We start from the raw sequence: 18,361 nt of genomic DNA on the forward strand, positions 1-18,361 counted from the left end.
GGAACCGCTTGTAGAGCGCTCCAGTGTTCAGGACGCGGAGCATCCCCGGTGACGTCCCCACGCCGGAGCATGGGGATGTCACAAATGCAGGGCTCCGGAGCGCGGAGCCGGGCCAGACAACGACCAGCGAGGTAACCATGTCCGTATTCGCTCATCCCGATTTCGACCAGCACGAACAGGTGGTCTTCTGCCATGACCAGGCGTCGGGTCTCAAGGCCATCATCGCCATCCACGATACCCGCCTCGGGCCGGCGCTGGGCGGTTGCCGAATGTTCCCCTATGCCAGCGAGGACGAGGCCCTGCGCGACGTGCTGCGGCTGTCGCGCGGCATGACGCTCAAGTCCTCGCTGGCCGGCCTGGCACTCGGCGGCGGCAAGGCGGTGATCATCGGTGATCCGCACACCGGCAAGAGCCAGGCGCTGCTGCATGCCATGGGCGATTTCGTCGAAAGCCTTGGCGGACGCTACATCACCGCCGCCGATTCGGGCACCGGCGACGCTGAAATGCAGACCTTCGCCCAGCGCACCCGGCACGTGGCCGGTGCCGCGTCGCGTACCACCCTGGATGGCAGCATCGTCAGCGGCGACCCGTCGCCCTCGACGGCGCTCGGCGTGTTCACCGGCCTGCAGGAGGCGGTACGCCAGCGCCTCGGGCGTGATGACCTGGCCGGGCTGAAGGTCGCGATCCAGGGCGTCGGGCATGTCGGCCTGGGCCTGGCGCGCCGGCTCAAGGCCGCGGGTGCGGAGCTGTGGGTCTGCGATGTCTTCGAGGCCAACCTGCAACGCGCGATGGACGAGCTGGGCGCGCATGTGGTGCGTCCGCAAGATATCTACGGCCTGGACGTCGATGTGTTCGCGCCCTGCGCCATGGGCGGCATCCTCAACGAACAGACCCTGGAGCTGCTGCGCGCGCCGGTGATCGCCGGCGCCGCCAACAACCAGCTGGCCACGCCGGCCATCGGCGAAGCATTGCAGCGGCGCAACCAGCTCTGGGCGCCGGACTACGCGATCAATGCCGGCGGCATCATCGACGTCTACTACCAGCGCAGCGGCGGCAGCGCGGCGCAGATCGACAGCCATGTACGCAGCATCGGCGACACGCTCAGGGAAATCTTCACCCGCTCCACCGCCAGTGGCGAGCCGACCTCGGTCATCGCCGAGCGCCTGGCCATCGAACGGCTCGAAGCGGGCGGCCAGCCGGAGGCGCTGCGTCTGCACGCTTGACCCCAGGCGCCTTCCGGCTCGCAGCCCAGCCAAACCTCACGACCCGCCAGCTGGCGGGTCGTGTGTGTTTGGCTTGCCGCTGCACTGAGCTGGTTTTGTGGGGGCGCCCGCCAAACCGACGCTCATAGGCCGGTAGCGGCGGGTTTGCGCGCCTTGCTCTGATCAGGGTGCGGCAGCTTGTCGCATCGCCCTGTCAGCTTTTCGTTACGCCTGGAAAGCGCTGCAGCCACGGCCCGGCGTGGTTTTGGCCGTGTAACGAAAAGCTGACGCATCTGCGCCTGATGACCGGGCCATAGGGCCGTTTTTGACGCTTGTTACCGTAGTCAGGCTGGTTTGTGATGGCTGCGACACCTTGCAGGGTTATGCGCCCTGGTCAGCCCAAAACAACAACAGGAGGCGAGATGAACGCCGTGACCAAGATCGAGCAGCACAACCCCATCGGCACCGACGGCTTCGAGTTCGTCGAGTTCACCGCGCCGAACGATGAAGGCATCCAGCAGCTGCGCACGCTGTTCACCCAGATGGGCTTCACCGAAACCGCCAGGCACCGCTCCAAGGCCGTCTGGCTGTTTCAGCAGCACGACATCAACATCGTGCTCAACGGCAGCCCCACCGGGCATGTCCGCGAGTTTGCCGAAAAGCACGGGCCGAGCGCCTGCGCCATGGCCTTCCGCGTGAAGAACGCCGCCCAGGCCGCCGCCTACGTCGAATCCCAGGGCGCGACACTGGTGGGCAGCCATGCTAACTTCGGCGAGCTGAACATCCCCTGCGTCGAAGGCATCGGCGGTTCGCTGCTGTATCTGGTCGACCGCTACGGTGACAAGAGCATCTACGACGTTGATTTCGAGTTCATCGAAGGACGCACGCCGAACGACAATGCCGTCGGCCTGCAATGCATCGACCACCTGACCCACAACGTCATGCGTGGGCAGATGGACGTCTGGTCCGGCTTCTACGAGCGCATCGCCAACTTCCGCGAGATCCGCTACTTCGATATCGAGGGCAAGCTCACCGGGCTGTTTTCAAGAGCGATGACCGCGCCCTGCGGCAAGATCCGCATCCCGATCAACGAGTCGGCAGACGACAAGTCGCAGATCGAGGAATTCATCCGCGAGTACCACGGCGAGGGCATCCAGCACATCGCCCTGAGTACCGACGATATCTACGAGACAGTTCGGCGCCTGCGCGCCAACGGCGTGGATTTCATGAGCACCCCGGACACCTATTACGAGAAGGTCGATAGCCGCGTCGCCGGCCATGGCGAGCCCACCGAAGTGCTGCGCGAGCTGAATCTGCTGATCGACGGCGCGCCGGGCGTCGGTACGTCGGGCGATGACGGCATCCTCCTGCAGATCTTCACCAACACGGTGATCGGCCCGATCTTCTTCGAAATCATCCAGCGCAAGGGCAACCAGGGCTTCGGCGAGGGCAATTTCAAGGCGCTGTTCGAATCCATCGAGGAAGACCAGCTGCGCCGTGGCGTGATCAAGGCCGACGAATAAGCCCGGAGCCAGACATCACGAGGAGAGCCACATGAGCCGCAAATGGATCAGTTTTCCCATCCGCGAAGGGCAGTGCTCGCGTCAGGCGCACTGCGATTTTCCGCAGGGCACCTTCGAGCGCGAAATGGGCCGCGAAGGCTTCTTCGGCCCGGCTTCGCACCTGCATCACAAGCATCCGCCGACCGGCTGGATCGACTGGGAAGGCCCGCTGCGCCCGCACGCCTTCAACCTCAACCACATTCCCAGCGAGGGCGACTGCCCGCTGCAGGCGCCGCTGGCGCTGCACAATTCCGATATCAGGCTGCGCCTGTGGAAGACCAACGGCGCCATGCGCCACCTGGTGCGCAACAGCGATGGTGACGACCTGTTGTTCATCCACGAGGGCGCCGGGCATTTCTACTGTGATTTCGGCCACCTGGAATTCCGCGACGGCGACTACCTGATGGTCCCGCGCGGCACCGCATGGCGCATCGAGGCCAGCGAGCCGGTGTTCATGCTGCTGATCGAGAACACCGACGGCGCCTACCAGCTGCCGGAAAAAGGCCTGGTCGGCCCGCACGCGATATTCGACCCCGCCGTGCTCGACCATCCGCGCCTGGACGACGCCTTCCGCGCGCAGCAGGACGAGAACCCCTGGCAGATCCGCATCAAGCGGCGCAACCAGATCACCACCGTAACCTACCCTTACAACCCGCTGGACGTGGTCGGCTGGCATGGCGACAACACCGTGGTGCGGCTCAACTGGCGCGACATCCGCCCGCTGGTGAGCCATCGCTACCACCTGCCGCCGTCGGCGCACACCACCTTCGTCGCCAACGGTTTCGTGGTCTGCACCTTCACTCCGCGCCCGGTGGAGACCGATCCCGGTGCGTTGAAGGTGCCGTTCTTCCACAACAACGACGACTACGACGAAGTGCTGTTCTACCACCGCGGCAACTTCTTCAGCCGCGACAACATCGAGCAGGGCATGGTGACCTTCCATCCCTGCGGCTTCCCCCACGGGCCGCATCCGAAGGCGCTGAACAAGGCCAATACCGACCCGGCGACCTTCGCCGACGAGGTCGCGGTGATGATCGATACCCGCCGCGCGCTGGAGATCGGCGAGGCGGCCGCCGCCGTCGATGTTCCCGAATACGTCAACTCCTGGCGTGCGCCGGGCAAGGAATCCTGATGAAACTCGCATCCCTCAACCAGGGCCGCGACGGCGTGCTCGTCGTGGTCTCGCGCGATCTTGCCAGCGCCGTCAAGGTGCCGCAGGTCGCTGCCACGCTGCAGCTGGCGCTGGATGACTGGAACACCTGCAGGCCGAAGCTGGAGGCGGTCTACCAACGCCTCAACGACGGCCTGGAGGCGCTGGCCTTCGCCTTCGACCAGGGCGCCTGCCACAGCCCGTTGCCGCGCGCCTATCACTGGGCCGACGGCAGCGCCTACGTCAACCACGTGGAGCTGGTACGCAAGGCGCGCGGCGCCGAGATGCCGGAATCCTTCTGGCACGATCCGCTGATGTACCAGGGCGGCGCCGATACCTTCATCCCGCCGCACAGCCCGATCCGTCTGGCCGACGAGGCCTGGGGCATCGACCTGGAAGGCGAGCTGGCAGTGATCACCAGCGATGTGCCGATGGGCGCGACGCAGGCCGAAGCGGCCTCGCATATCCAGCTGCTGATGCTGGTCAACGACGTGTCGCTGCGCAACCTGATCCCCGGCGAGCTGGCCAAGGGCTTCGGCTTCTACCAGAGCAAGCCGTCGTCGAGCTTCTCGCCGGTGGCGGTGACGCCGGACGAGCTGGGCGAAGCCTGGAAGGACGGCAAGGTGCACCGGCCACTGGTCTCGCACATCAATGGCGAGCTGTTCGGCCAGCCGGACGCCGGCACCGACATGACCTTCAACTTCCCGACCCTGGTCGCCCATGCCGCGCGCACCCGTGCGCTGGGCGCCGGCACCATCATCGGCTCGGGCACGGTGTCGAACTACGACCGCAGCGCCGGTTCCTCGTGTCTGGCCGAGAAGCGCATGCTCGAAATGATCGAGCACGGCGAGGCGAAGACGCCGTTCCTCACGTTCGGCGACCGGGTGCGCATCGAGATGTTCGACGCAGCCGGGCAGAGCATCTTCGGTGCCATCGATCAGCAGGTCGAGCGCTATGGGCGCTGAGCTGACGCTCTACTCCTACTGGCGCTCCAGCGCCGCCTATCGGGTGCGCATCGCACTGAACCTCAAGGGCCTGGCCTATCGGCAGGTGCCGGTGCACCTGGTCAGGGACGGCGGCGAGCAGCGCGGCGAGCCGTACCGCGCCCTCAACCCGCAGCAACTGGTGCCGCTGCTGGTGGACGAGGGCAACGGTGGCGCGCGCATCAGCCAGTCGCTGGCGATTCTGGAATACCTCGACGAGGTATTTCCGGTGCCGGCGCTGCTGCCGGCCGATCCACTGGAGCGTGCCCGCGTGCGCGCCCTGGCCCTGCATATCGCTTGCGAAATCCACCCCCTGAACAACCTGCGCGTGCTGCAGTACCTGACAGGCGAACTGGGTGTGGATGACGAGGCGAAGGCCGCCTGGTACCGGCATTGGGTTGCTCAAGGCCTGGCTGCCGTGGAGCAGGAGCTGGCTGACTTCCGCGACGGCCTGTCCATGGGTGAGCGCCCCGGCTACCTGGAAGCCTGCCTGGTGCCTCAGGTCTACAACGCCCGCCGCTTCGACTGCCCGCTCGATGCCTATCCGCGCATCCTCGCGCGGGTTGCCCGCTGCGAGGTGCTGGAGGCCTTCGCTAATGCCGCTCCGGAGGTGCAGCCAGACGCGAACTGAATGGACCTGTGCGCGAGCGGCTGCGCTTTCGCGCATCAACACCCATGAGGACACCGCGAACCGAATTACCCACAACCTTGCGTGCACTCCGTCGCGCCACGAACGCGGCGGGTTCGATCCGTCACAGATAAAAACAAGCAGGTGACGCATGACTCGTGAAAAACCGAAAAACCTCTGGCTGTCCCGTTGGGGCTTCATCCTGGCCGCGACCGGTTCGGCGGTGGGCCTGGGCAATATCTGGAAGTTTCCCTACATCACCGGCGAATTTGGCGGTGGCGCCTTCGTTCTGATGTACTTGGCCTGCATCTTCGCCATCGGTATCCCGTTGATGATGACCGAGATCGCCATCGGTCGGCGCGGTCGCGGCAGTCCCATCGACGCCATCGCCAGGGTGGTGCGTGAGAACAACGGCAACCCGGCCTGGAAGCTGGTCGGAACCATGGCCATGCTGGCCGGCTTCATGATCCTCTGCTTCTACGTGGTGGTGGCCGGCTGGGCCTTCGCCTACACGGTCAAGATGCTCGACGGCTCGCTGGCGGCCAGCAGCGTCGAGGGGCTGGCACAGGTGTTCGAGACGCACAACGCCAACCCCTGGGCGCTCGGCGGCTGGAGCGTGCTGGTGGCGCTACTGACGCTGTGGATCGTCGGCAAGGGCGTGCAGGCCGGGGTCGAACGGGCCTTCCGCTGGATGATGCCGGGGCTGGCGGTGATGCTGCTGATCCTGGTCGGCTATGCCTTCACCAGTGGCGGCTTCGATGAGGGCTTCGCCTTCCTGTTCAGCTTCGACACCTCCAGGCTCAGCGGCGAAGCACTGCTGGCCGCGCTGGGGCATGCCTTCTTCACCCTGAGCCTGGCCTCCGGCGCCATCCTCACCTATGGCTCCTACCTGCCGGATGACCAGTCTATCGCGCGGACCACCTTCACCGTGGTCATTGCCGATACCTGCGTCGCGCTGCTGGCGGGCCTGGCGATCTTCCCGATCATCTTCGCCAACGGCATGAGCCCGAGTGCCGGGCCGGGGCTGATCTTCATGAGCCTGCCGCTGGCCTTCCAGCAGATGCCCTTCGGCACTGCCTTCGGTGTGCTGTTCTTCGCCATGGTCTCGGTGGCGGCGCTGACTTCGGCGATTTCCATGATCGAGGCCACCGTCGCCTATCTGAACGAGAAATACGGCCTCAGCCGCAGGCGCGCCGCTGCAAGTTCCGGCGCGGTGCTGCTGACCATCAGCCTGCTGGCGATGCTCTCGTTCAACGTCGGCGCCGAGTGGAAACTGTTCGGGACCACCGTGTTCGACGGGCTCGACTACCTGACCTCGCGCTGGATGATGCCGCTGGGGGGCATCTTCATCGCCGTGCTCGCCGGTTACTGCCTGCGCTCGCAGATCATGCGCGATGAACTGGGCTTGTCGCCGACCGGCTACGCGCTATGGCTGTACATGGTGCGCTACGTCTGCCCGGTGCTGATCCTCATGGTGTTCCTGCACGCCCTCGGCTGGCTGGGCTTCGACCCGCTGCAGCGCTGGTACTGGATCGCTGCCGGGATCGGTCTGCTGACGGTGCTTGGCGAGGCCTTGCGGCCACGGGGGCTGCCGGCCCTGACTGATAGCTGATCCGCATCTGTTCAGAAAACCAGCCGCGTATGCGGCTGGTTTTTTTGTATCCGAGGCGTGAAATATCAAATTTGTGAATATTTGGTAATACGTGATCTTTAAAGCTATCCCCAGAGCGGCCGAAGAGTTTGGAATCAGGGAGGAACTGTCGGCAGGAGCCACCACACGGATCGGTTTGTATGCGGGGGCTCCCATGTTCAGTCGTCTCAAGTTCAGCCAGAAGATCCTCTTGGCGGCGTGCCTGGTGGTAACTGCTGCGTTTGCACTGTTCACGCTCTACAACGACTACCAGCAGCGCAATACCATTCGTGCAGGTCTCGAAAGCGACCTGAAGGCGATGGGCGATATCACGGCGGACAACATTCAGAACTGGCTGAGCGGTCGCCTCCTGCTGATCGAAGGCGCGGCGCAGACCGTCGGCAACGACAGCGATCCCCGGCGCGTCCTGCGCCTGTTCGAGCAGAAGGCCTTCACCGAGACGTTCCTGTTCACCTATTTTGGCAGCGTCGAAGGCCAGTACCTGATGCGGCCCGAAGACGAAGAGCTGCCGACCGATTACGACCCGCGTACACGGCCCTGGTATCAGGACGCGGTGTCCGCTGGCGGCTCGACCCTGACCGAGCCCTACGCCGACGCCGGCCTGGGTGGCCTGGTCATGACGCTCGCCACACCGGTGCGTAGCCATGGCCAGACGCTGGGTGTCGTCGGCGGCGATCTCGCCCTCGACACGCTGATCGAGATCATCAATGCGCTGGACTTCGGCGGCATGGGCCATGCATTTCTGATCAGCGCCAGAGGTGACGTTCTGGTGCACCCCGACCAGGGCATGGTGGGCAAGAACCTGCGCGAGGCCTATCCGCAGGAAACGCCGAGTCTGGACAGTCGCTACAGCGAGGCCAGCCTTGATGGAAATGCCCGTGTTCTCAGCTTCAGCCCGGTCACCGGCCTGCCCTCGGTGGAGTGGTACGTCGGCATTTCCCTGGACCGCGACAAGGCCTATGCCAGCTTGACGAGTTTCCGTACCTCGGCGCTGATCGTGACCGCGGTTGCCGTGGTCTTCATCCTGGTGCCGCTGGGCATGCTCATCCGCGTGCTGATGCGTCCGCTCACCGACATGGGCCGCGCCATGGCCAACATCGCCGAAGGCGAGGGCGACCTGACCCGTCGGCTCGATGTGCAGTCGCGCGACGAATTCGGTGAACTGGCGACATCCTTCAACCGCTTCGTCGAGCGTATCCACGGCTCGATTCGCGAGGTCTCGTCGGCGACGCAGGCGGTCCACGAAGTGGCGCAACGCGTGCTCAACGCCTCGAATGCCTCGATGGTCAATTCCGACGAGCAGGCCAGCCGTACCAACAGCGTGGCAGCGGCCATCAACGAGCTGGGCGCCGCCGCCCAGGAAATCGCGCGCAACGCGGCCGACGCCTCGCTACAGGCCAGCGGCGCGCGCCAGGATGCCGAGGACGGGCGCGAGGTCGTCCAGCAGAACATCGCCGCCATGCGCGAGCTGTCCGAGAAGATCAGAGCCTCCAGTGCCGAGATCGAAGCGCTGGATGCCAAGACCGTGGACATCGGCCACATCCTCGAAGTGATCCAGGGCATTTCCGAGCAGACCAACCTGCTGGCCCTCAACGCCGCCATCGAGGCCGCGCGGGCAGGCGAGACCGGCCGGGGCTTCGCGGTGGTGGCGGACGAGGTGCGCAACCTCGCCCATCGCACCCAGAGTTCGGCGCAGGAAATCCAGCAGATGATCGAAGAACTGCAGGTCGGCGCGCATGCCTCGGTGGAAAACATGGCCGCCAGCCAGCGGCAGAGCGAGGACAGCGTCAGCATTGCCGACCGGGCCGGCGAACGCCTGGGCGAAGTCACCCAGCGAATCGGTGAGATCGACGGCATGAACCAGTCCGTGGCGACGGCAACCGAAGAGCAAACCTCGGTGATCGAGTCGCTGAACATGGACATCACCGAGATCAACACCCTCAACCAGGAAGGCGTGGAGAACCTGCAATCCACCCTGCGCGCCTGCAACGACCTGGAACAGCAGGCCGAGCGGCTGAAGCACCTGGTAGGCAGCTTCCGGATATAGGGAGCGGACGCTCGCGCATTAATTGGCGAGTGGCACCTCGCATGGTGCGATGGGGCTCGGCTAGCGCATGCCGCGAACCGATACCCTCCCGGCGCTTCGCTAAGCCCAGTAACCGATCAATTCTCCTCCTTCGTCTCGCTCCCCATTCCTGAACTCGCCAGCTCTAGGGCCTGCACACTGCTGAGTTGCCCGTTGGTGCCGTGGTTGGCGCCGGCGTTGATGCGCAGGCCGACTTCCAGCCCCGGTGTGGATTCCAGTCGTTCGGCCAGGTCCCGCGCGTTGCCGATCATGCGTCGCTCGGCCATGTGGCGTTGGCGTGGATCGGTCAGCGGGTCGTCGGCGGCGGGTTCTTCCGCACTGCCGACGGTGAGCAGCAGGCGGGCGTCGAGCGGTTGCCGTCGGGCGCGCGTTTCGAAGGTTGCCAGCGTGCGTTCGATATAACCCTGATACCACCAGATCGACGGGCTCGCCGCGACATAGCCGCTGAAGGCCTGCGGCCGGTTGAGTAGCGTATAGAGGGTGAACAGCCCGCCATAGGAATGGCCGAACAGCGTCTGGCGCTGCGGATCGACCGGATGGCGCGCGGCGATCATCGGCTTGAGTTCGCTTTCGAGAAAGTCCAGGAAGCGCTCGGCACCGCCATAGGGTGGCGGTTCGCGGTCGGGCAGACGCTGGCGGTCCTCGGCGTTGGGCGTGTAGTCCTCGGCGCGAGCCTTGAAGTCATAGAGCGCTTCGCCCGGATAGCCCACGCCGACCACCAGTACGCTGTTGCGCAGCGTGGGGTCGGGACGGGCTTCCAGCGCCTGGGCCTGGATCGCCAGCGAGGGAAACAGGGCGTTGCCGTCGAGCACATAGAGCACCGGATAGCCGCCGGGTGGCGGTGCGTGCCGGGGCTGCGAGACGAAGATGCGGTAGTCGCGGCCGGTATGCGTCGAATGCAGGATGCGCTGTTCGGCCTGCGGCAGGGTCACCGGCTGCCAGTCATGGGGAGCGGCTGCTGGCGCCAGGGGCGTAGCCAGTGCGGTGATGGTCGCCATGGCGAGCCGCTTCATGGCTGGGCGTCGCCAGCGATTGGCAGCGGGCCGTCCTGCCAGACGACCTGCAGGGCCTCCTCGCCGGAGAAGCGCTCGAGGTGATCGGCGATGACGAAGCACAGGCGCTTTTGCGCTTCGCCTGCCTCGGCCTGGCAGTTGATCAGCAGGCGATCAGCTTCGGCGTGCATCCGGCAGTCGCCGAAGGCGAAGGCGATCTGAGCATGGGCGGCGTCCGCCTGTACTTCTGCCTTGTGGGCGAAGTGCTTGCACAGGCGGGTCATGTTGCGCGAGGCGCGTGGCGTGGGTACCACGGCGTGGAACTGGGGCATGGGGATCTCCATGATGAAGTCGCCGACGCCATGAGCGTCGGCGACTCGGGTGGATCAGAACTCGTAGCGGGCGCCGACCAGGAAGGTACGCGACGGACCGTAGAAGTTGAAGGTGGTGGTCGATCCCACGCGCGAGTAGTACTCGCGATCGAAGACGTTGTTGACGTCGAACGTGGCGGTCAGTTTGGGCGTGAGCGGATACGATAGCTTGGCGTCCACCACTGCGTAGCCGGGAGCCTCGATGCCGGTTGCGGTCTGGAAGTGGCTCATGCCGGTGATGCCAGTGCCAAGCCCCAACCCGGCCAGCGAGCCGCCTTGCAGCTCGTAGTTGCTCCACAGCGAGAACTGGTTCTGCGGCATCAGTTCGAACACGGCGTTGGCGTCGCCCTTGATGATGTCGGTGTCCATGTAGGTGTAGCCGCCGATCAGTTCCCAGCCCGGCAGCGGGTTGCCGCTGACTTCGATCTCGCCGCCGCGGATACGGGCTTCGCCGATCGACAGGTAGTAGGTGCCGGTGAGGTTGTTCTGGTCACGCGCCGCGCGGTTCTCGTCGGTCAGCTGGAACAGCGAGAGCCGGGTGTTGAGCGCGCCGCCGAAGTAGCTGCCCTTGACACCCACCTCGTATTGCTCGCCCTCGCGCGGGTCGATGACATCGCCGGCGACGTCGACATTGGTCTGCGGCTTGAACACCTTGGAATAGCTGGCATACAGCGAGTGCCACTGGTCCAGGTCGAAGACCAGGCCACCATAGGGCGTGATCTTGGCGTTTTCCCGTACGTCGCCGTTGGTTCGGGCGCCGTTGGCCAGTGTCGTGGTGCTGGTTTCTCCATCGAACCAGCTGACCCGAGCGCCGCCGATCAGTGCCAGGCGCTCCACCGGACGGAAGGTCAGTTTGGAATAGAGGCCGAACTCCTTTTCGTCGCTCGTTACCCGCTGGCGGTAATTGACGGCCGGTTTGGGAATCGAGGACGACGCAGGGTTGTTGATGTCGATGGAGCCGAGCGATGTGGAGGCACCGCCGGCGCGGTAGTCGGTGTCGTAGCGCTTGTAGTCGGTGCCGACCACGAATTCACTGACCTGGCCGAAGGTCTCGAACGGCTGACTGTAGCTGGCATCCAGGGCCAGGGCATCCTGGTCGAGGTCGCGGGCGGTGCTGGTCAGCGAGGCGTTGCCAGCGGCATCCGCAGCACTGCCGGTGAAGGCGTAGTAGAACTCGGTGTCGCGTTGCGAACTGCGCACGGCAACCCGGCCGAAGCCGCCATTGTCGAAACGATGGGTCAGTTCGCCGATGAGGTCGGTGGTCCTGCCGTCGAAATAGTTCCAGTCCGCGCCGAGGAAGGTATCGCGGTCCAGGTCCAGCAGATTGCCGGAGGCGTCGGTTGGGTAACCGTTGTGCGGCGTGATGTCCTTTTTCTGGTGCAGGAGAGCCAGCGACAGCATGGTGCTGTCGGTCAGGTCGAACTCCAGGGCGCCATAGAAGTTCTGCGCGGTGTTCGAGTTGTAGTCCACCTCGCCATTGGTGTCGGCCTGGGCCAGCACGGTGCGGCCGCGTACGTTGCCAGAAGGTGTCAGTGCACCCGAGAGGTCGGTTTCCAGGTAGCTGGTGTCGAAGCTGCCGTAGCGGCCGGTGACGCTGCCCTGGAAGTCACGGGTCGGGCGCTTGAGCACCATGTTGACGATGCCGCCCATCTCGCTGGTGCTGTTGAACAGCCCCGATGGCCCCCGCATGATCTCGACCCGGTCGAACGGCGCCAGCATGGGCACGGTGCCGTTGATACTGGCCATGGGCGCGGGCAGGCCATTGATATTGAACTCGTCGTATTCGTAGCCGCGGGCGTAGATCGAGGAGCGGCCGCTGTCGTTGGTCAGGGTGCGCAGGCCGGCGGTGTACTTGGCCAGGTCGTCCAGGTTCACGAACTGCCGGTCCTTGATGTAATCGTCGGTGTAGACCGTGATCGACTGAGGAATGTCGCGCAACGCGGCGGGCGTCTTGGTGCCCACGGTCGCCGCTTCCACCGTATAGCCGCCGCTCTCTTCCGAGGATGGCATGTCGTACAGGCGGTTGCCCTCGACGGTGATGCTTTCCAGCTGGACCGGCTCGTTTTGCGGCACGACGCCCTGGGCCAGGGCGCTCAGCGGGAAGGGCGCGAGCAGGCCGACCAGCAACCAGTGCCGGGAACGATGGGAAAAGAAGGGGCGGGTGGTTCTGTCCATGCGGCGGCTCCTGTCGCGGGTGGCGGGGCAGGTTGGCGGCTGTCCCCGTGATCGCAATAATGATAATGATTTGCATCAAGATGTAACGGCGCGTAGTCTGCCACCACGCCGTGGGCCGAGCCTTTGCGCGAGCCAATATTTGCTTTGCGATCTTCCATTACCGGGATATGCGCCATGCAGCAGCCTGATCACCTCATCCGCCGCGACGAGTTGCCCGTCACCAGCCAGCCAGGTCTGCGCCTGGCCCGGCCCGACGATGATCGCCTGTTCTATGGTCGGGTGGGCTGGCTGCAACTGCGCGACGGGCTGTCGCTGCACTGGTCGGATTACGAAGAGCTGCAGGACTTCGTCACCGAGAGCGTCGTCGGGCCGCGCCTGTCGTTCGTGCTGTTTCTCGACGGGCAGAGCGAGGTGAGCTACGGCGAGCTGCCGCTCATCCTCGGCCAGCCGGACCGTCGTTGCCGTCCCGAGGGCGTGGCCCTGGCGATGAACGAGCCGGTGCTGTTCCGCCGCCAGGCCCGGCGTGGCCGGCATATCCGCAAACTGGTGGTGAGCCTGGCGCCGGAGCGGTTCGAGGCCGCTGGCGCCGAGGTGGGCAGCACGGCGCAGCGCTTCATGCGGAGCCATCTGGCGCCACGGGTGTGGCAGCCTTCGGCGCGCCTGCTGACCCTGGCCGAGCAGATGCTCAATCCGCCGGGCTACGATCCCTTGCTCGAACGGCTGTATCTGGAAAGCCGGGCGCTGGATATCACTTGCGAAGCGCTGGTCAGCCTTGGCGACACGCTGCCGAGCGGCGACCTGCGCCCCCACGAGCACCAGCGCGTGCAGCGGCTGGTGGAACTGCTCGACAGCGGCGTGGCTGATGACTGGACGCAGGAGCGTATCGCCCGGGAGATGGGCGTCAACGCCACCACCCTGCAGCGCCAGTTCCGTGCGCTGCGCGGCATGACCCTGTTCGAGTACCAGCGCACACGGCGTCTGCTGCAGGCGCGCCAGGCGCTGGAGCGCGATGGCGTCAGCGTGAACGAGGCCGCCTGGCTGGCCGGTTACAACAGCCCGGCCAACTTCGCCACGGCCTTCAAGCGGCAGTTCGGCATCCGCCCCAAGCAGGTGCGGGCGCGCATCTGAGGCGGTAGCGGCTGCAGCGCTGGGCTGCTCAGTCCGAAACCACCCGGGCGATGGCACGCGCGAGATCGTCCAGCCGTTCGGCATCCAGCCCGGCGACGTTGGCGCGGCCGCTTTCCACCAGGTACACCGCATCCTCGCTGCGCAGGCGTCGAACCTGGGCTGCGGTGAGTCCGGTATAGGAAAACATCCCCCGCTGTGCGCCGATATGTGCGAAGCGTTCGGCCAGTCCGTAAGGCTGCAGCGCTTCGAGCAGGCCATTACGCAGCCCCGCGATGCGCTGGCGCTTGGCCGCGACTTCCTGCTGCCAGAGCTGGCGCAGCTGTTCATCGGCGAGGATGGTCGCCACCACGGCGGCGCCGTGGGAAGGCGGCGTGGACCAGAGGTTGCGCGCCAGCGCGGCGAACTGGCTGCGCACGTCCTGCAGCGATGAGGCATCCGCCGTGATGGCGATCAGCGCGCCGGTGCGTTCGCGATAGAGGCCGAAGTTCTTCGAGCAGGAACTGGTGATCAGCACTTCCGGCAGCACCTCGACGAACAGCCGCACGGACCAGGCATCCTCTTCCAGCCCGTCGCCGAAGCCCTGGTAGGCGAAGTCGAACAGCGGCAGCAGCTCGCGTGCGCGCACCACTTCCAGGACCTGGCGCCAGTCGTCGTGGCTCAGGTCGAAGCCGGTCGGGTTGTGGCAGCAGGCATGCAGCAGCACGACGTCGCCGGGCGGAATCTCGGCCAGCGTGGCGAGCAGACCGGCGACGTCCAGGCGATTGTCGTCTCCGACGTAGGGGTAATGCCGCACCGGCAGGCGTGCGGCGGCGAACAGGGTTTCGTGGATCGGCCAGGTCGGGTCGCTGAGCCAGAGGCTGCGGCCCGGCAGGCATCGGGCGATGAAATCCCCCGCCAGCCGCAGTGCGCCGGTACCGCCCGGCGTCTGGGTGCAGCCGGCGCGAGCTTCGCTCAGTGCAGGCGAATGCTCGCCCAGCACCAGGCGCAGCAGTTGCTCGCCGAACAGCGGGTCGCCATGACCGCCGATGTAGCTTTTGGTCAGCTCGGTGGCGATCAACCGCTGTTCGGCCAGTTTCACCGCCTGGGGGATCGGCGTGATGCCCTCGGCATCCTTGTAGACACCCACGCCCAGGTCGAGCTTGGCCGGATTGGGATCGGCGCGATAGGCATCGAGCAGGCCCAGGATGGGGTCGCCGGGTACCCGTTCGACCTGGCCGAAATGCCTCACTTGCGCCCCTCCGCCTTGCTCGCCACTTCGTCGGTGCGCGCGGCCATGATGAAGTCGTTGCGGTGCAGGCCCTTGATCGAGTGGCTCCACCAGGTGACGGTAACCTTGCCCCATTCGGTGAGCAGGCCGGGGTGGTGGCCCTCGGCTTCGGCGATCTCGCCGACGGCATTGGTGAAGGCCAGCGCGTGCCTGAAGTTCTTGAACAGGAAGACCTTCTCCAGCTCCATGTGGCCGTCGCGGGTTTCGATGTTCCAGTCGGGGATCTGCTTGATCAGCTCGGCCAGTTCGTCATCGCTGACTTTCGGCGCATCGGCTCGGCAGGCTTCGCAATGGGCTTGGTTGAGAGAAGTCATGATCGGTCCTTGTGGTGAGGTTGATAAGAGTCAAGCAGCGTAGGGTGGACAACGCCGCAGGCTTGTCCACGCGCCGGGTTCGGTCTGCCACGTTGTGGAGAGGCCTCGTTGTGGACGGTGGATGAGCCTTCCGGCGTCATCCACCCTACGGGTTAGTGGCGGCCAAACCTACGCGTGGAAAATGCTTCGCAGTTTTCCACCCTACGCGGCTTTCGGCGGAAACTTCGGCTGGTGCAGGCCCAGCTGCATGGCACTGCGCACGTGGGCCATGATGTCTTCGTGGGCCACGTCGAACAGCCGGCGCAGTTGCGGCAGGACGAAGTACACCGGCTGCAGGATGTCGATGCGGTATGGCGTGCGCATGGCTTCGACCACATCGAAGGGCTGATGCTCGGGCTGGTCCGAGAGGCAATAGAGCGTTTCCTTCGGCGAGGAGAGGATGCCGCCGCCATAGATGCGGCGGCCTTCGGGCGTGTCCACCAGGCCGAATTCCACGGTCATCCAGTACAGCCGGGCCAGGTAGACGCGCTGCTCCTTGCTCGCCGCCAGGCCCAGCTGTCCGTAGGTATGGGTGAATTCGGCGAACCAGGGATTGGTCAGTAAGGGGCAGTGGCCGAAGATCTCGTGGAAGATGTCCGGCTCCTGCAGGTAGTCCAGTTCTTCCGGGGTGCGGATGAAGGTGGCGACCGGGAAACGCTTGCTGGCCAGCAGCTCGAAAAAGGTCTGGAAGGGAATCAGCGCCGGGACGCGCGCCACCTGCCAGCCGGTGGTCGCGGCGAGCACGCGGTTGATCTCGCCGAGCTGCGGAATGCGCTCGTGGGGCAGGGCGAGCTGGTCGAGGCCATCCAGGTACTCGGCACAGGCCCGTCCCGGCAGCAGCTTGAGCTGGCGCTCGATGAGGGTGTTCCACACCTCGTGCTCGTGCTCGGGGTAGTGGATGTTGCCGTAGCCGTCCGGCTCGCGGGCGGCGTATCGCGTGGTTTTCATCTGAGCTCTCCCGGCCCGACGCGGCTGGCCGCGTCTGTGAGGCATCGTTGTTGTTCTGGGATGCCCCATTCGAACCCGTTGCCGGGCCGTTTGGGAGAGGTGGCTGCGGCATTTTGCCGCTGTGCATCAGTCGATTCTGTAAGAAATGCGTTACGTATTGCCCATGCCCTGAACAAATCGCCCTGGCGGTGCTCGAAGTCGTCAAATATTCTTGACGAAAATTTGCGGCCTTCGCTTCGTATCGGTCGCCATGACAACAATAAAGGTCTACGCCATGCGTATTCGCGTCCTGTGTCAGAACCGCGTCGGCATCCTGCGTGACATGCTCAACCTGCTCGTCGATTACGGCATCAACGTGGCTCGCGGCGAGGTGGGTGGCGAGCAGGGCAACGCCATCTATCTGTATTGCCCGAACCTGATGAACCTGCAGCTGCAGGCGCTGCGGCCAAAGATCGAGGCGCTGCCTGGTGTATTCGAGGTGCGCAAGGTCGGACTCATGCCCAGCGAGCGGCATTCGCTGGAACTCAACGCGCTGCTCGGGGCGCTGGATTTTCCCGTGCTGTCCATCGACATGACCGGCGCCATCGTCGCGGCCAACCGTACGGCGGCACAGTTGCTTGGTGTGCGGGTGGACGAGGTGCCGGGCATGAGCCTGTCGCGCTACGCCGAGGATTTCGACCTGCCCGAGCTGGTGCGTGCCAACAAGGCGCGGATCAACGGCCTGCGGGTGAAGATCAAGGGCGACGTGTTCCTCGCCGACATCGCGCCGCTGCAATCCGAACACGACGACAGCGAGGCGCTGGCCGGCGCGGTGCTGACGCTGCATCGCGCCGACCGGGTGGGCGAACGCATCTACAACGTGCGCAAGCAGGAACTGCGCGGCTTTGACAGCATCTTCCAGAGTTCAAGGGTGATGGCCGCAGTGGTGCGTGAGGCGCGGCGCATGGCGCCGTTGGATGCGCCGTTGCTGATCGAGGGCGAGACCGGCACCGGCAAGGAACTGCTGGCCCGCGCCTGCCATCTGTCCAGCCCGCGCGGGCAGTCGCCGTTCATGGCGCTCAACTGCGCCGGTTTGCCCGAATCCATGGCCGAGACCGAGCTGTTCGGCTATGGCCCCGGTGCCTTCGAGGGCGCGCGGCCGGAGGGCAAGCTCGGCCTGCTGGAGCTGACCGCCGGCGGCACGCTGTTCCTCGACAGCGTCGGTGAAATGAGCCCACGGCTGCAGGCCAAGCTGGTGCGCTTTCTGCAGGATGGTGGCTTCCGCCGGGTGGGCAGCGACGAGGAGGTCTATCTGGATGTGCGGGTGATCTGCGCGACCCAGGTCGACCTGTCCGAACTCTGCGCCCAGGGGCGCTTTCGCGACGACCTCTACCACCGGCTCAACGTGCTGTCGCTGCACATCCCCCCGCTACGCGAATGCCTGGACGGCCTGGAGCCGCTGGCATTGCACTTTCTCGACCAGGCCAGCCGACAGATCGGCTGTGCCTTGCCGAGCCTGTCCCCTGCGGCGCTGGAAAGGCTAGCCGGCTACCACTGGCCGGGTAACGTGCGGCAACTGGAGAACACGTTGTTCCAGGCGGTATCGCTGTGCGAAGGCGGGGTGATCGAGCCTAAGCACATCCGCCTGCCGGATTACGGCGCCGCGCAGCCGCTGGGCGAGTTCTCCCTGGACGGCAATCTGGACGTCATCGTCGGCCGCTTCGAGAAAGCCGTGCTGGAAAGCCTCTACGCCGAACACCCGAGCAGCCGCCTGCTGGGCAAACGCCTCGGCGTGTCGCACACCACCATCGCCAACAAATTGCGTGAGTACGGCATTGGCAAGGAAATTTGACGCCCTCTAGGGAGATTTCGATCGCTCCCATGCT

14 protein-coding genes and 1 pseudogene are annotated in these 18,361 nt (G+C 65.3%); 9 read left to right on the top strand and 6 right to left on the bottom strand.

The window, feature by feature from the left end:
* Positions 1-137 precede the first annotated feature (137 nt).
* The 7 genes from ACYCFC_RS20290 (at position 138) to ACYCFC_RS20320 (ending at position 9,223) form a co-directional block, all read left to right on the top strand.
* Positions 138-1,223, top strand: coding sequence for a Glu/Leu/Phe/Val dehydrogenase (locus ACYCFC_RS20290; protein ID WP_181082125.1), 1,086 nt, complete (start codon positions 138-140; stop codon positions 1,221-1,223).
* Positions 1,224-1,624: 401 nt separating this feature from the next.
* Positions 1,625-2,725, top strand: a complete 1,101-nt coding sequence (hppD, locus tag ACYCFC_RS20295) for a 4-hydroxyphenylpyruvate dioxygenase (RefSeq protein WP_181082124.1) — start codon at positions 1,625-1,627, stop codon at positions 2,723-2,725.
* Positions 2,726-2,756: 31 nt separating this feature from the next.
* Positions 2,757-3,896, top strand: coding sequence for a homogentisate 1,2-dioxygenase (locus ACYCFC_RS20300; protein WP_181082123.1), 1,140 nt, complete (start codon positions 2,757-2,759; stop codon positions 3,894-3,896).
* Complete coding sequence (locus ACYCFC_RS20305) at positions 3,896-4,879, top strand: fumarylacetoacetate hydrolase family protein (RefSeq protein WP_181082122.1); 984 nt, start codon at positions 3,896-3,898, stop codon at positions 4,877-4,879. Before ACYCFC_RS20300 ends, ACYCFC_RS20305 begins: the two co-directional genes overlap by 1 nt.
* The gene (maiA, locus tag ACYCFC_RS20310; protein WP_459652714.1) at positions 4,869-5,528 is read left to right on the top strand and encodes a maleylacetoacetate isomerase; all 660 of its coding nucleotides are present in this window, start codon (positions 4,869-4,871) and stop codon (positions 5,526-5,528) included. Before ACYCFC_RS20305 ends, maiA begins: the two co-directional genes overlap by 11 nt.
* Positions 5,529-5,676: 148 nt before the next feature.
* Positions 5,677-7,137 (top strand): sodium-dependent transporter, encoded by a 1,461-nt coding sequence (locus ACYCFC_RS20315; RefSeq protein ID WP_181082120.1) that lies wholly within the window; start codon positions 5,677-5,679, stop codon positions 7,135-7,137.
* Positions 7,138-7,330: 193 nt separating this feature from the next.
* Entirely contained in the window at positions 7,331-9,223 is a 1,893-nt protein-coding gene (locus tag ACYCFC_RS20320) for a methyl-accepting chemotaxis protein (protein WP_459652715.1), read from the top strand.
* Positions 9,224-9,339: 116 nt separating this feature from the next.
* On the opposite strand, the gene ACYCFC_RS20325 is transcribed toward ACYCFC_RS20320, so the two are convergent.
* From ACYCFC_RS20325 to ACYCFC_RS20335, 3 genes are read right to left on the bottom strand one after another with little or no spacing between them, the layout of a single operon-like run.
* Positions 9,340-10,275 carry an alpha/beta hydrolase gene (locus ACYCFC_RS20325; RefSeq protein WP_459652716.1) on the bottom strand — a complete coding sequence of 312 codons (936 nt, stop codon included), beginning with the start codon at positions 10,273-10,275 and terminating at the stop codon, positions 9,340-9,342.
* On the bottom strand, positions 10,272-10,586 hold the full coding sequence (locus ACYCFC_RS20330) for a DUF2218 domain-containing protein (protein WP_459652717.1): 315 nt from the start codon (positions 10,584-10,586) through the stop codon (positions 10,272-10,274). Before ACYCFC_RS20330 ends, ACYCFC_RS20325 begins: the two co-directional genes overlap by 4 nt.
* A 54-nt stretch (positions 10,587-10,640) precedes the next feature.
* Positions 10,641-12,800 (bottom strand): TonB-dependent siderophore receptor, encoded by a 2,160-nt coding sequence (locus tag ACYCFC_RS20335; protein ID WP_459652718.1) that lies wholly within the window; start codon positions 12,798-12,800, stop codon positions 10,641-10,643.
* A 174-nt stretch (positions 12,801-12,974) separates the two neighbouring features.
* Between ACYCFC_RS20335 and ACYCFC_RS20340 the strand changes: the two genes are divergently transcribed.
* Positions 12,975-13,928, top strand: coding sequence for a helix-turn-helix transcriptional regulator (locus ACYCFC_RS20340; protein ID WP_459652719.1), 954 nt, complete (start codon positions 12,975-12,977; stop codon positions 13,926-13,928).
* A gap of 28 nt (positions 13,929-13,956) precedes the next feature.
* Here ACYCFC_RS20340 and ACYCFC_RS20345 read toward each other — a convergent pair whose 3' ends face one another.
* The 3 genes and pseudogenes from ACYCFC_RS20345 to phhA all read right to left on the bottom strand — a co-directional run.
* Positions 13,957-15,156, bottom strand: coding sequence for an amino acid aminotransferase (locus ACYCFC_RS20345; protein ID WP_459652720.1), 1,200 nt, complete (start codon positions 15,154-15,156; stop codon positions 13,957-13,959).
* Positions 15,153-15,509, bottom strand: coding sequence for a 4a-hydroxytetrahydrobiopterin dehydratase (locus ACYCFC_RS20350; RefSeq protein ID WP_312923627.1), 357 nt, complete (start codon positions 15,507-15,509; stop codon positions 15,153-15,155). Before ACYCFC_RS20350 ends, ACYCFC_RS20345 begins: the two co-directional genes overlap by 4 nt.
* A gap of 201 nt (positions 15,510-15,710) precedes the next feature.
* Positions 15,711-16,583: pseudogene (gene phhA / locus ACYCFC_RS20355) on the bottom strand (phenylalanine 4-monooxygenase); the annotation flags it as partial.
* A gap of 187 nt (positions 16,584-16,770) precedes the next feature.
* Between phhA and ACYCFC_RS20360 the strand changes: the two are divergent.
* Complete coding sequence (locus tag ACYCFC_RS20360; protein ID WP_459652721.1) at positions 16,771-18,327, top strand: sigma-54-dependent transcriptional regulator; 1,557 nt, start codon at positions 16,771-16,773, stop codon at positions 18,325-18,327.
* The last annotated feature ends 34 nt before the right edge of the window (positions 18,328-18,361 follow it).

The sequence above is a fragment of the Stutzerimonas sp. NM35 genome (genome assembly GCF_054604355.1).